Annotated in this window: 12 protein-coding genes; 1 reads left to right on the forward strand and 11 read right to left on the reverse strand. The window is 44.3% G+C overall.

Annotated elements, in window-relative coordinates:
• Positions 1–4 precede the first annotated feature (4 nt).
• The 8 genes from RZO55_RS16435 to RZO55_RS16470 form a co-directional block, all read right to left on the reverse strand.
• Positions 5–313 (reverse strand): DUF6637 family protein, encoded by a 309-nt coding sequence (locus RZO55_RS16435; RefSeq protein ID WP_318065328.1) that lies wholly within the window; start codon positions 311–313, stop codon positions 5–7.
• A gap of 2 nt (positions 314–315) precedes the next feature.
• Positions 316–1,251 (reverse strand): ornithine carbamoyltransferase, encoded by a 936-nt coding sequence (gene argF / locus RZO55_RS16440; RefSeq protein WP_318065329.1) that lies wholly within the window; start codon positions 1,249–1,251, stop codon positions 316–318.
• An 89-nt stretch (positions 1,252–1,340) separates the two neighbouring features.
• Positions 1,341–2,495 (reverse strand): patatin-like phospholipase family protein, encoded by a 1,155-nt coding sequence (locus RZO55_RS16445; RefSeq protein ID WP_318065330.1) that lies wholly within the window; start codon positions 2,493–2,495, stop codon positions 1,341–1,343.
• Between the two features lie 72 nt (positions 2,496–2,567).
• The gene (locus RZO55_RS16450) at positions 2,568–3,497 is read right to left on the reverse strand and encodes an SPFH domain-containing protein (RefSeq protein ID WP_318065331.1); all 930 of its coding nucleotides are present in this window, start codon (positions 3,495–3,497) and stop codon (positions 2,568–2,570) included.
• Position 3,498: 1 nt separating this feature from the next.
• Positions 3,499–3,939 (reverse strand): NfeD family protein, encoded by a 441-nt coding sequence (locus RZO55_RS16455; RefSeq protein ID WP_318065332.1) that lies wholly within the window; start codon positions 3,937–3,939, stop codon positions 3,499–3,501.
• A 127-nt stretch (positions 3,940–4,066) separates the two neighbouring features.
• On the reverse strand, positions 4,067–4,846 hold the full coding sequence (locus RZO55_RS16460) for a TrmH family RNA methyltransferase (RefSeq protein WP_318065333.1): 780 nt from the start codon (positions 4,844–4,846) through the stop codon (positions 4,067–4,069).
• A 13-nt stretch (positions 4,847–4,859) separates the two neighbouring features.
• Positions 4,860–6,770 (reverse strand): NAD(+) synthase, encoded by a 1,911-nt coding sequence (locus RZO55_RS16465; RefSeq protein WP_318065334.1) that lies wholly within the window; start codon positions 6,768–6,770, stop codon positions 4,860–4,862.
• Entirely contained in the window at positions 6,767–8,146 is a 1,380-nt protein-coding gene (locus tag RZO55_RS16470; protein ID WP_318065335.1) for an MATE family efflux transporter, read from the reverse strand. Before RZO55_RS16470 ends, RZO55_RS16465 begins: the two co-directional genes overlap by 4 nt.
• 171 nt (positions 8,147–8,317) lie before the next feature.
• Between RZO55_RS16470 and RZO55_RS16475 the strand changes: the two genes are divergently transcribed.
• Positions 8,318–8,746: an RrF2 family transcriptional regulator gene (locus RZO55_RS16475; protein WP_318065385.1), complete on the forward strand. Its 429-nt coding sequence runs from the start codon at positions 8,318–8,320 to the stop codon at positions 8,744–8,746.
• 80 nt (positions 8,747–8,826) lie between these two features.
• Here RZO55_RS16475 and RZO55_RS16480 read toward each other — a convergent pair whose 3' ends face one another.
• From RZO55_RS16480 to hflX, 3 genes are all read right to left on the reverse strand, one after another.
• The gene (locus RZO55_RS16480) at positions 8,827–9,096 is read right to left on the reverse strand and encodes a hypothetical protein (protein ID WP_318065336.1); all 270 of its coding nucleotides are present in this window, start codon (positions 9,094–9,096) and stop codon (positions 8,827–8,829) included.
• Positions 9,097–9,188: 92 nt separating this feature from the next.
• Positions 9,189–11,555: a ribonucleoside triphosphate reductase gene (locus RZO55_RS16485; protein ID WP_318065337.1), complete on the reverse strand. Its 2,367-nt coding sequence runs from the start codon at positions 11,553–11,555 to the stop codon at positions 9,189–9,191.
• A 125-nt stretch (positions 11,556–11,680) separates the two neighbouring features.
• Entirely contained in the window at positions 11,681–12,952 is a 1,272-nt protein-coding gene (hflX, locus tag RZO55_RS16490) for a GTPase HflX (RefSeq protein WP_318065338.1), read from the reverse strand.
• Between the last annotated feature and the right edge of the window lie 6 nt (positions 12,953–12,958).

Consider the following 12,958-nt stretch of genomic DNA (forward strand, 5'->3'; position numbering starts at 1 on the left):
CCATTCACCCCCACCAGATACTTACTGCACTGATCACTGTCAGTACAAACAGCAGGCCTCCTGCGGTCACAGAAGCGACACCTGCCGCCTTCTTCCGCTTTTCCCTGCCACTGTGCCTGATTTTATATATGCCGTTGATCAGATTCAAAATTCCGGCCAGAAAAAATATAACCGGGAACATCAGCATATTGTCTTCCGGATTTAAAAAAGATAAAACCGCCAGTACCACAATTAAGATTCCTACCACAATATGGGCAAAATCCACCATCATAGAAGCATTTCTCAAATTCTTTCCTCGTTCCTGTAAATACATTTCTACTCTCCTAACGTCGCAACCATTACTGCCTTAATGGTATGCATCCTGTTTTCCGCTTCATCAAATACTACTGATACACCGGATTCAAAGACTTCTTCTGTAACCTCATTGCCTTTGACAGCCGGCAGGCAGTGCATAAAAATCGTAGTATCTTTCCCAGTCTTATTCATCAGTTCCTTGTTTACCTGATATGGTTTTAAGAGTGCAACGCGCTCCGCTGCCTTCTCTTCCTCACCCATGGAACACCATACATCGGTATAAATAATATCTGCATCATTAACTTTCTCACTATCCTCTGTCAATGTAATGGTGCTTCCGCTTAAATCTGCATAGCTCTGGCAGAGTTTTACCAGCTCTTTGCCCGGCCAGAGACTTTCCGGCGCTAAGATGGTAAAGTCAACACCCATCTTACTCATACCGATCATCAGACTGTTAGCCATATTATTGCGCCCGTCCCCTGCATAAACAAACTTTAAACCTTTTAAATATCCAAAATGTTCCTTTATTGTCAGAAGGTCCGCAAGTATCTGAGTGGGGTGATAATCCTCTGTCAGACCATTCCAGACCGGAACCCCTGCATATTCAGCCAGCAGCTCTGCAGTTTTATGTTTAAATCCCCTGAATTCAATACCGTCAAACATTCTGCCCAGAACCCTTGCTGTATCCTCCACGCTTTCCTTATGCCCCAGCTGTATGTCATCTTTCCCCAGATACTCCGGGTGGGCACCCTCATCCACTGCAGCCACCACAAATGCACATCTGGTACGGGTAGAAGGCTTTTCAAATATCAGCGCAATATTTTTCCCTTTTAAGGAGCTTCCGGTGATTCCCCGCTTCTTCTTTGCCTTTAAATCTGCAGACAGATCCAGAAGGTACTCAATCTCTTCCGGTGTATAATCCTTTAATGTAATAAAATTTCTTCCTTTCAAATTCATATGGGTTCCTCCGATTATTGTATTTTTATACATCATTATAGTTTATTGTGAATATTTATGCAAGTAATATTTTTTTAAATACAATGAAGTCAGAAGGAATCCTCTTTTCCCTGCAGATGTATCTTTCTGCGGATTTCACAAAGAAGCTCATCAACCGTATAAATCCGAAAGCGTTTTACCCTCAGCCGTTTTGCTAAATCCTCCAAAATTCCCAGATACAGATCTTTGTAATCCCAGCCTTCTTTCAATTTGAATTGTGCCGCAAGTTTTGGAAAAAGCGTCTCCGTATAGGTCCGATATCCGGCCGGAGCTTTTTCTTCCACAGAATCTGTCAGATCCTTCCAATGCCATTTTATAATCTCCATCTCCGACATCATTTTGTCAAAATAATAGGCTTCCGTCTTAGGTGCATCGATATAGTAGATTTGTCCGGCCAGGTCATATAAAAACCTTTTGGCATCGTAATACCCCAGAGTCAGGTTCTTCCTCGCCTGTTTTTTATCAAATTCCAGAATCCCTCCAAGGTCCTGCCTGGGAGCAATATGGTAAACCTTAATACCATCGGGTATCTTAACCACCCGCTCCTTATCAAAGCCCCAGCCGTAGATCCGAATCACAATGATATCCTCATAACCATGATCAATTAAGACATCCAGAGGTACATTGTTGACCCCTCCCCCATCCATATACCGTTTTCCGCCAAGTTTTTCATTTTTAAAAGCCAGAAAATAGGCACTTGCCAGAAGCATGTCCTTTACTGTGCCTGTTTCCCCCTTTCTTACATCTACCACCAGCTCTTTGCGGTCCGATACCGAATAGGTGATCGAGTAGAACTCTCTGTCTGAGTTTAAGATCTTCTTTTCGTCTCCCACAACATCCGCAATCAGATTCTTTAATGGCGTAATATCAAATCCGCCTTCTTTAACAAGCTGAAAGCCTCTGGTAATCAGCTCCTGTAAATTCAGCGCCTTAAAATCTTTTTTTTTCAGTGCTTCCATGGTTTCATTGCTGACTGACATCACCTGGGAATAATCAATGTTTTTCCAGATCTCCTCCGCCCGCTCCAGATCATCCATGCATACCAGAGCACCGTTTAATGAGCCTACAGAAGCGCCTGCGACCCCTTTAATCTTCACTCCAGCCTCCTTAAGGGCCTTCCATGCTCCAATCTGGTATGCACCTTTAGCACCGCCGCCTTCTAAAACAAGTCCGTATTCCCGTTCCAAATCCAGTTTAAGTTCCATCTAAACCTCCAAAAAACGTCTGTGTCTGCAAAAACCGCAGCAAGAAGTCTTATGACATCTGCTGCGGTTCACTCATTCTTTAGGAATTTCAGTTATAGAAGAAACCAGCCCTGCAAGTCCCTGAATCTCCGACGGAATAATGATTTTAGTTGCTTTTCCGTCAGCTGCAGCCTTAAATGCTTCCAGACTCTTTATCACAAGAACTGCCTTGTCTGCTCCGGCATCCTTTATCATGCGGATACCTTCTGCGTTGGCCTGCTGGATCTTTAAGGTTGCTTCTGCCTGACCTTCTGCCTCGCGGATTCTCTTTTCCTTCTCCGCCTCAGCATGAAGAATCGCAGCCTGTTTTTCAGCCTCAGCATCAAGTATAGCGGATTCTTTTTTGCCTTCTGCAACAAGAACTGTGGACGTCTTCTCTCCTTCTGCCCTTAAGATGGCTTCACGTCGTTCACGTTCTGCCTTCATCTGTTTTTCCATGGCATCCTGAATGGCTGCCGGAGGCATAATATTCTTTAACTCCACGCGGTTTACCTTGATTCCCCAAGGGTCTGTTGCAATATCAAGGGTTTCCCTCATCTTTGCATTAATGGTTTCTCTGGAGGTAAGAGTCTGGTCAAGCTCCAGATCACCGATAATATTACGAAGCGTAGTCGCTGTCAGGTTCTCAATCGCCATAAGAGGGTTATCCACGCCGTAAGCATAAAGCTTTGGATCTGTGATCTGAAAGAATATAACCGTATCAATTCTCATGGTAACGTTATCTTTGGTAATAACCGGCTGGGGTGGAAAATCTGCTACCTGTTCCTTTAAATTCACTCTTTTGGCCACCCGGTCAAAAATCGGCAGTTTGATGTGTACACCGACGGTCCAGGCATCAAGAAATGCCCCCAGACGTTCCACAACAAGTGCCTGTGCCTGTGGAACTATTCTGATACAGGATGCCAGTACTGCCAGAATAATAATTAAAATAATAATTACTGCTGAATATCCAATTGTTCCCATCTTAAATTTCCTCCTGTTTCCTGCTTACAATCAGCTTGACTCCTTTGATATCCTTTATTTCCACCATAGCTCCCGGAGGATAGATGCTGTCATCTTCCAGTGCTCTTGCAGTCCATTCCTGACCGTTAATCACTGCTGCACCTCTTCCTTCCTGGTTATTAATCTCTGCCGTAACCCTGGCATACTTCCCAATCAGGCTGTCTGAATTGGTCTTAATTGTATATCTGTTTACATATTTTAAAGCTAACGGTCTGGTGAAAAATAAAAGAATAAAAGATACAATAACAAACACTGCAAGCTGCACCTGCGTATTAACGCCAAACAATGCAAGTATAAATGCCACAAGTGCACCGCCTGCAAACCAGATGGTAGTAAGCGCCATCGTCGCTGCTTCAATACCAAGAAGCACCACAAAACCTATAAGCCAATAGATTGCTGCCATTCTCTCATTCCCCTTCCCTGCCATGATAGGCAAAGTACCACGGCGAATCTATCCGTTGACACTATCATACTATATGTTCCAATATTTCTCAACATTCCCATTGAAAAAAGACTTATTTTTTTCTGTCCTACGCTCTGCGCTGCCTTGCAGTTTCAAACATCAGAACAGAAGCAGCCACTGCTGCATTCAGTGATTCCACACTTCCCATCATTGGGATTTTAATATAAGCCTCTGCAAGCCTGGCTGTATCCTCAGTGAGGCCATTGGCTTCATTTCCGATTAAAAACCCTGTATCAACAGTATAATCTTCTTTCTCATAATTATTCCTCCCATCCAGATGCGCTGCGTATAATCGAATCCCCTGATCCTTTAACCGAAGTATGGAAGCAGTTAAATCACCGGTGTAGGCAAACGGAACCCGGAATACAGATCCCATTGTGGAGCGGATCACCTTGGGATTATAGATGTCTGCAGTGGTACTGTTCATAAGAACTCCGGTGATTCCCGCTCCTTCTCCTGCCCGGATAATAGTTCCCAGATTTCCGGGGTCCTGTATATTTTCCAGTATCATTAAGAAAGCAGGTCCGCCAGTGCGTGTAAGATCCTCCGGTGCATAAGTAAGCTGTTTTACAAGGGCCAGTATTCCCTGAGGCGTCCTGGTATCTGACATCACACGAAAGACCTCATCGGTAACAACCTCATACTGCATTCCATCTATCAGCTGCTTGTGCTCCTTCTCTTTCAGAAAACCTTCCGAGACAAATATGCTCTCTATTAACTCCGGTGGAATCTCCTTAAATATGCGAAGACCTTCTGTTACAAATAATCCGCTTTCATTTCTGGCCTTCGCCTTTTTCATCAGGTTCATCACCTGTTTTACTTTCCCATTGGCACTGCTGGTTATCATAGGATACCTCTCTTTATAAATTTTCCAGTTCTTCCAGCCACAGACGGCTGACTGCATCACTGGGCATACGCAGGTCACCTCGCGGAGACACTGCAACAGAACCAACCTTTGGTCCGTCAGGCATGCAGGAGCGTTTAAACTGCTGACTGAAAAATCTTTTGTAAAACACCTTCAGCCACTTTAAAATAACCTCTGGTGCGTATTGATTCTCAAATGCGATCACCCCCATACGGTATACCTTTGAAGGCCGGCAGCCAAATCTCAAAATCTGATAAAGGAAGAAATCATGAAGCTCGTACGGTCCGACAAGATCTTCTGTTTTCTGGGCGATCTCTCCGTCTTTTGGGGGCAGAAGTTCCGGACTGACAGGTGTATCCAGTATATCCATGAGTACACCCTTTAACGCTTCCTCCTCGCAGGTATCTGCGTAGTAACGGACCAGATGGCGGACCAGCGTCTTTGGCACCGATGTATTCACTCCATACATGGACATATGATCCCCGTTATAAGTAGCCCAGCCAAGGGCCAGTTCAGACATATCTCCGGTTCCTATAACAAGTCCGCCCAAACGATTGGCAAGATCCATCAGTATCTGGGTTCTCTCCCTTGCCTGGGAATTCTCATAGGTTACATCATGCTTATCGGGGTCATGTCCGATATCCCGGAAATGGATGGAGACAGCTTCCCTGATGTTTACCTCTGTCAGCTCTGCTTCCAGCTTCTTAGTCAGAAGACAGGCATTCTGATAGGTGCGGTCCGTTGTACCAAAGCAGGGCATTGTAACTGCGTGAATCTGATTTCTGGGTATGCCCAGCATGTCAAATGCCCGGGCAGTAACCAAAAGAGCCAGAGTTGAGTCAAGACCTCCGGAAATCCCCAGCACAGCAGCCCTGCAGCCAGTATGCGCCAGCCGTTTCTTTAATCCCATCGCCTGTATGGAAAGAATCTCTTCACATCTGCGGTTCCGTTCCGCTTCGCCATCCGGTACAAATGGTCTTGGATCAATTCTCCGTTTTAAATCCAGATCTACAGGTTTTATGGAAAACGGTACCACCAGATAGTTTTCTCTGTCAGGTGCCGGGAACGTAGTCATACGTCTCCTGTCATGTATGAGACGCTCCAGATCCATATCTGCATATATTGTTTCATTGCCAAAACGTTTGGATTCCGCCAGCAAAAGCCCGTTCTCAGCAATTAAGTTCTGTCCACCGAACACCAGATCCTGAGTGGATTCTCCTTCTCCGGCATTGGTATAGATATAACCGCATACCAGACTGGCTGAATGTCCTGTTATCAGGCTTCTTCTGTATAGATCCTTCCCTGTGGTCTCGTCACTTGCAGAGCAGTTCACAATGACGGTAGCTCCTGCAATGGTATGGCGGATAGACGGCGGATTGGGAATCCATGCATCCTCGCAGATCTCTGTCCCAATCACAAGGCCGGGGATCTCCCTGCAGGCAAAGAGCAGATCAGATCCCATGGGAATATCATAGCCTTCCCAGGTTACCATCACCGGCTTTCTGTTACCAGGTTCAAAATACCTGAGTTCATAAAATTCAGAATAATTGGGAAGATTAATTTTGGGAATAAGTCCAATCACTCTGCCGTTTTGCACTGCGGCTGCCGTATTATAAAGCTTTCCGTCCCGTTCCCAGGGCAAGCCGGCAAATACAAGTATATCACTGTCCTCCGTCTCTTTTACAATTGTTTTTAACTCTTCTTTTGCCTTTGCAAGAAGAGCATCCTGTCCGAATAAATCTCCGCAGGTATAAGCAGTGAGACAAAGTTCAGGAAATACCATAATTTTTGTGTCTCTTTTTTTACCTTCCCTGATGAGTCTTACGATACTTTCTCTGTTAAACTGCGGATCTGCAACTTTTACGTCCGGTGTCGCAGCCGCAACTCTGATATATCCATGTTTCATTGACTTTTTTCTCCTATCTGTTCGTCTTTCCCTTTCGGTATCCACTTTGCCTTCCACGCATAGATACAGTCCATTCCCATGGTTGTAAGCCATGTTATAGGATAACACCACATCACCGCTTCAAAACTGGAGAAAAATGGTACCAGTAAATTTATATAAATCATTCGTAGAATACACATATTCCCGACACCGATCAGCATGGTAACCATGGTCCTGCCGCTTCCCCGTATGCTTCCCATCAGAATCTGGTGTATGGCCATCGTCCAGTAAAACGGAAGCAGAATCAGCATGGAGGTGTAACCAAATCCGATAACCTGCTGATCCGGGGAAAATATTCTAAGTATCCGCTCCGCATTCAGATAAAGAAAGACTGATATCAGTATGGTATAAAACAGGCTGATAACAAGTCCCTGAAAGACTCCCTGTTTTATTCGTCTGGGCTTTCTTGCTCCGATATTCTGTCCGGTAAATGTAGTTGCTGCCATACAGAAACTTTGAAGAGGCAGCATGGCAAATCCATCGATCTTACTGTAAGATCCAAATCCTGCCATAGCTGCAGCGCCGAAGCTGTTGACATTGGCCTGAACAATTACATTGGAAAGGGATATAATAGACTGCTGTATGCCGCTTGGAATCCCAATCTTTAAGACCCTGGTCATCATACGGCGGTCAATTTTTATTTTTGCCAGCTCCAGCCGGTATATATCATCTGTATGTACCAGTGCTCTGACTGTAAGCAGGGATGATACTCCCTGTGCTGCCACTGTTGCATAGGCGACGCCTGCTGTCCCCATCTGAAAAACCACTACAAACACAAGATCCAGAATGATGTTAATAACAGAGGAAATGCACAGATAGATAAGCGGCCGTCTGGAATCTCCTACTGCCCTCAGTACCCCAGATCCCATATTATACACCAGATTGAACAGGGAGCCGCAGAAAAAAATCCGCAGATATGCAACAGAGGCCGGCATAACCGTCTGGGGTGTTCCCATTAAAACAAGGATTATCGGAGATAAAAGAACTCCCAGCAATATCAGAATAAGACCACCCACAATGCTTAATGCCATGGTTGTGTGTACCGCCCAATGCAGCTTTTGCTTTTCCTCTGCTCCGTAATACTGGGATATGATCACACCCGCTCCGGTGCCGATTCCCATAAACATACCTATAATCAGGTTAATCAGAGAGTTGCTGGATCCCACTGCAGCCAATGCATCGCTGCCAATAAAATTCCCCACTACTACAGAATCCACCGTATTGTAGAGCTGCTGAAATAAATTTCCGACCAGGAGCGGCATGGAAAAAGCCAAAAGCTGTTTCCAGATAATGCCTTCCGTCATAATCACCTGAGTTGTATGCGATTTTTTGCCCACAGTAAATCCTCCTACTTTTTTCCAATCTCCCAGTGAGTATTAGTATACATCCTTTTTCGACAATTTGGAAGCCGGATAATTTATGGTTTACTTTTTTATCCCAATCGTGTAAAATATTTTATATCCTACTAAACAGATAAGAATAATCAGGGGGGGGAGGAATTTACTGTGATGAAGTTTTCTACCAAAGGACGATATGCGCTTCGTATGATGATTGAATTTGCACTTCGGCCAGGTGAATGTACAAAGATTAACCATGTTGCAGAGCGGCAGGACATATCAGATAAATATTTAGAGCAGATTGTCACGATTTTAAGCCGGGCCGGATACGTAAAGAGCCGCAGAGGAGCACAGGGAGGCTATTATCTGACTAAAGATCCTTCCGAATATACGGTGGGCATGATTCTGCGTCTTGCTGAAGGCAGTCTGGTACCTGTATCCTGCATGGAAGAAGAGGTGAATTCATGCAGCAGGGCTGATATCTGTGCCAGCATGATCGTATGGAAGAAACTGGATCAGGCTATTTCTGATGTGGTAGACAGCATCACTTTAGCTGACCTTGTTACAGAGCAGAAACGCCTGGAAGGCATCGAAGGCTGAGAAGTAAATACTATATAAAAATCCGTTGGATCACAGCAGCAAAGCTGCGCTGTAATTCAACGGATTTTTGAATTTATCATTCAGATGCGGTCCGAAATTTCATCAAACAAACGTGCCTTGTCACGGAAATAGTCTCTGGAAAATCCATCTGCTTCCTGCAGAGCTTCTTCCAGTGTCTTTGATCGAAGCTCTACGGATATCGCTTCGATTCCGGCCTCAATTACCAATGTAAAAGTACCATCTCCATGTGTCTGTATCTGCAGGCTGATATAGTGATGTTCCGCTTCAATACTCTTTCTGGCTACTGCTCCCCCATCCCCAAACAGGACCCACGTATTCTCATATTCCATCTGCCATGCCCCTTTCTATCTGAAACATCAAAAGATTCTGTACTATTATAGCACAGAATCTTTTGGCTTACTACTATATGCAGGATATAAAATTAATATGGGATACTTTCAGCAAATTTACGGATATCAGAAGCATTTGTGATTTTCTGAATTAAGCCATCCTTTACCAATACAAGAGTCGGAGCCTGCATGATTCCCAGCTTATGAGCCAGTTCTGCATTATCTTCCGCATCCACTATTTCATAATCTACGTTTTTTAAGAATTGCTTTGCCAGCCTGCAGTTTGGACAAGTCTTAGTGGTAAATAAATAAGCGCCTGACGGCATCTCCGACTTTTTGTCTGTTCCTTTTTCAGTTTTCTGCTCCTGACTGCCATTCTTTAACAAAGAACTGGAAGCATTGTAAGTAGTACGGTTTTTGTATTCCTGAGTCTTACCTTCATTCCAGTTTTGCACAGGGCGGTAATAGCCTGTAATACGGCTGTAAACTTCCGCATTCTTTCCACATACCGGGCAGACATTATGCTCTCCTGCCAGATAACCATGCTCTGCGCAGATAGAATAAGTGGGAGACAAGGTATAGTATGGCAGTTTATAATGATCGGCAATGGTTTTTACCAGTTTTGCTGCAGCTGCCCAGTCAGGCAGCTTCTCGCCGAGGAATGCATGAAATACGGTCCCCGATGTATAAAGGGTCTGAAGCTCATCCTGTATATCCAGAGCATCAAAAACATCGGCGGTGTAATCCACTGGAAGATGGGAGCTGTTGGTATAATAAGGGGTGTCTCCCTCATGTCCTGCAGTCTTAATATCCGGATAATGCTTTCTGTCGTGTTTGGCAAGACGGTATGTGGTAGATTCTGCAGGTGTTGCTTCCAGATTATAAAGGTCTCCATACATCTCCTGATAGTCAGAAAGCCGTTCCCTCATGTGATTTAAAACTACCTTCGTAAATTGCTGTGTCTTTGTGTCGGTTAAATCTTTGCCCAGCCATTTTGCATTTAAACCGACTTCATTCATACCGATCAGACCAATGGTTGAAAAATGATTTTCAAAGCTTCCCAGATAACGTTTTGTATAAGGATACAGACCCTGGTCAAGAAGCTTTGTAATGACCTCTCTCTTTGTCTTTAACGATCTGGCTGACAAATCCATCATTCGGTTAAGACGTTTGTAAAAATCCGCTTCATCTTTAGACAGATAAGCAATTCTTGGCATATTAATGGTCACCACACCAACAGATCCTGTACTCTCTCCTGAACCAAAGAATCCTCCTGTCTTTCTTCTCAGCTCCCTTAAATCCAGTCTGAGGCGGCAGCACATGCTTCTTACATCACTGGGTTCCATATCGCTGTTAATATAATTGGAAAAATAAGGAGTTCCGTATTTGGAGGTCATCTCAAACAGCAGACGATTATTTTCCGTGTCACTCCAATCAAAATCCTTGGTGATAGAATAAGTAGGGATTGGATACTGAAAACCTCTTCCGTTGGCATCTCCCTCAATCATGGTTTCAATAAATGCTTTGTTTACCATGTCCATCTCTTTTTTGCAGTCCTTATATTTAAAAGCCATCTCTTTTCCGCCTACAATGGCATTCAGTTCTGCCATATCAGACGGTACAGTCCAATCCAGGGTAATATTGGAAAAGGGTGCCTGGGTTCCCCACCGGCTGGGTGTATTCACTCCATAAATAAAAGACTCAATGCACTTTTTGACTTCTGTATAGGACAACTGGTCACTCTTCACAAAAGGTGCCAGATAGGTATCAAAAGAAGAAAATGCCTGGGCGCCTGCCCATTCATTCTGCATAATCCCCAGAAAGTTAACCATCTGGTTGCAGAGTACAGATAAATGCTTTGCAGGGGAAGAAGTGATCTTACCCGGGATTCCTCCCAGCCCCTCTAAAAGCAGCTGCTTTAATGACCAGCCAGCGCAGTAACCGGTAAGCATAGACAAATCATGGATATGGATATCCGCATTTCTGTGCGCCTCTGCTATCTCGTGATCATAGATCTCTGACAGCCAGTAATTCGCCGTTACCGCACCGGAATTGCTTAAAATCAGCCCTCCTACGGAATAGGTGACTGTTGAGTTCTCCTTTACACGCCAGTCCTCAACTTTAACATAACTGTTCACCACATCTTTATAATCCAGAATGGTGTTTTTCATATTCCGTATCTTTTCCCGCTGTTTTCTATATAATATGTAGGCCTTCGCTACATCTGTATATCCCGCTTGTTCCAGAACATGCTCCACACTGTCCTGGATCTGTTCCACCGTAATCTTTCCATCATTCATCTTCTCCTGAAAATCTGCCGTCACCCGCAGAGACAAAAGCTCCAGAATTTCGTTATTATACTCCTTTCCGGTTGCACTAAATGCTTTCTTAATGGCTTCCGTGATCTTCCCCAAGCTAAATTCCGCTTCTTCCCCATCTCTTTTTACTACCTGAATCATCAGACCTTTACTCCTTTCACAAAAACCGCTTCACTTTTTAAATACAGATGTATTATAGCAGATCAAAAAAGAAAACACAATATGTGGATTTTGTTTTTGTCCCAAAATCAACATATTGTGCTTTTTCATTCGTCTAAAATATCCCGGCTGCCTGCCAGACCTGCAAATAATTCTGCTGGCACATAAGCGTTCACCAGTATACCATCTTCTAAGTATTCTTCTCTTAAAAGCTGACCGTATTTACGGATCTGCTGAATCATACCAGCGTCCTTATAAGAATAAACTTTTTCTAAATAAATCCTTCTGCTTCTTAAAATAGATTCCAGCACATTCTCCAGTTCATCAAGTCCTTCCCCTGTGTGCGCTGAGATCCTGACCTGAAAATCCGATGAAATATCTTTAAGCGTAACATCCGGCCCTGCCGCATCTATTTTATTAAATACAGTAACCATAACCTTATCTGTAACACCCAGTTCCCGTAACGTCTCATATACCACATGCATCTGGATATCCATCTGAGGATTAGAGCAGTCTACCACATGAAGGATAATATCGCTGTATTTGGCCTCTTCCAGGGTACTTTTAAACGCTTCAATTAAATGATGAGGCAGTTTTCTGATAAATCCGACGGTATCTGTTAAAAGTATCTGCTGTCCCCCAGGAAGGCTTAAGTTCCTTGTTGTGGGATCTAACGTTGCAAATAGCTTGTCCTCGGCCAGAATTCCGGCACCGGTGAGGCGGTTTAACAGGGTGGATTTGCCTGCATTGGTATATCCCACAATAGCTGCGACAGGCATGTGATTTTTATCTCTCTGCTGTCTGGCTACCTCTCTGTGGCGCTTTACAGCCTCTAAATCCGCCTTAAGAATACTGATCCGGTCGTGTATCAGTCTCCGGTCCATCTCCAGCTTTTTTTCTCCAGGCCCTCTGGTTCCAATACCACCGCCAAGACGGGATAATGAACTTCTTAATCCCACCAGCCTTGCCGAGCGGTAGCGCAGCTGTGCAAGCTCCACCTGAATCTTGCCTTCACTGGTGGTGGCTCTTGCTGCAAATATATCGAGAATTACCATCGTCCGGTCCATCACCTTAATCTGAAGAGCGTCCTCCAGGTTGCGCATCTGTGCAGGTGACAGCTCGTCATCGCAGACGACTCCGGTTGCTCCAAGCTCAAATATACGTTCACGAATTTCATCAATCTTACCTTTTCCAAGATAAGTTCCCGGATGAATTCTTTCCCGGTTCTGAATTATCTTATCCACAGCAGCGGCACCTGCCGTCTTAACCAGTTCTTCCAGTTCATCTAAGGATGCGCTTACATCCGTCCCGTCTCCAGTGCTGACTGCTATCAGAATAACTTTTTCTTCTATTTCTTTCAATTCTATCAGTTCTGCCATTCCTTC

Source organism: Clostridium boliviensis, assembly GCF_033342255.1.
GTDB lineage: Bacteria > Bacillota > Clostridia > Lachnospirales > Lachnospiraceae > Lacrimispora > Lacrimispora boliviensis.

Excerpts from the sequence above, each read along its gene's own strand:
- RZO55_RS16475 (WP_318065385.1), top strand. The coding sequence starts at position 8,318 with ATGAAGTTTTCTACCAAAGGACGATATGCGCTTCGTATGATGATTGAA.
- RZO55_RS16455 (WP_318065332.1), bottom strand. The coding sequence starts at position 3,939 with ATGGCAGCAATCTATTGGCTTATAGGTTTTGTGGTGCTTCTTGGTATT.
- hflX (WP_318065338.1), bottom strand. The coding sequence starts at position 12,952 with ATGGCAGAACTGATAGAATTGAAAGAAATAGAAGAAAAAGTTATTCTG.
- RZO55_RS16435 (WP_318065328.1), bottom strand. The coding sequence starts at position 313 with ATGTATTTACAGGAACGAGGAAAGAATTTGAGAAATGCTTCTATGATG.
- RZO55_RS16480 (WP_318065336.1), bottom strand. The coding sequence starts at position 9,096 with ATGGAATATGAGAATACGTGGGTCCTGTTTGGGGATGGGGGAGCAGTA.
- RZO55_RS16465 (WP_318065334.1), bottom strand. The coding sequence starts at position 6,770 with ATGAAACATGGATATATCAGAGTTGCGGCTGCGACACCGGACGTAAAA.
- RZO55_RS16445 (WP_318065330.1), bottom strand. The coding sequence starts at position 2,495 with ATGGAACTTAAACTGGATTTGGAACGGGAATACGGACTTGTTTTAGAA.
- argF (WP_318065329.1), bottom strand. The coding sequence starts at position 1,251 with ATGAATTTGAAAGGAAGAAATTTTATTACATTAAAGGATTATACACCG.
- RZO55_RS16460 (WP_318065333.1), bottom strand. The coding sequence starts at position 4,846 with ATGATAACCAGCAGTGCCAATGGGAAAGTAAAACAGGTGATGAACCTG.
- RZO55_RS16485 (WP_318065337.1), bottom strand. The coding sequence starts at position 11,555 with ATGATTCAGGTAGTAAAAAGAGATGGGGAAGAAGCGGAATTTAGCTTG.
- RZO55_RS16450 (WP_318065331.1), bottom strand. The coding sequence starts at position 3,497 with ATGGGAACAATTGGATATTCAGCAGTAATTATTATTTTAATTATTATT.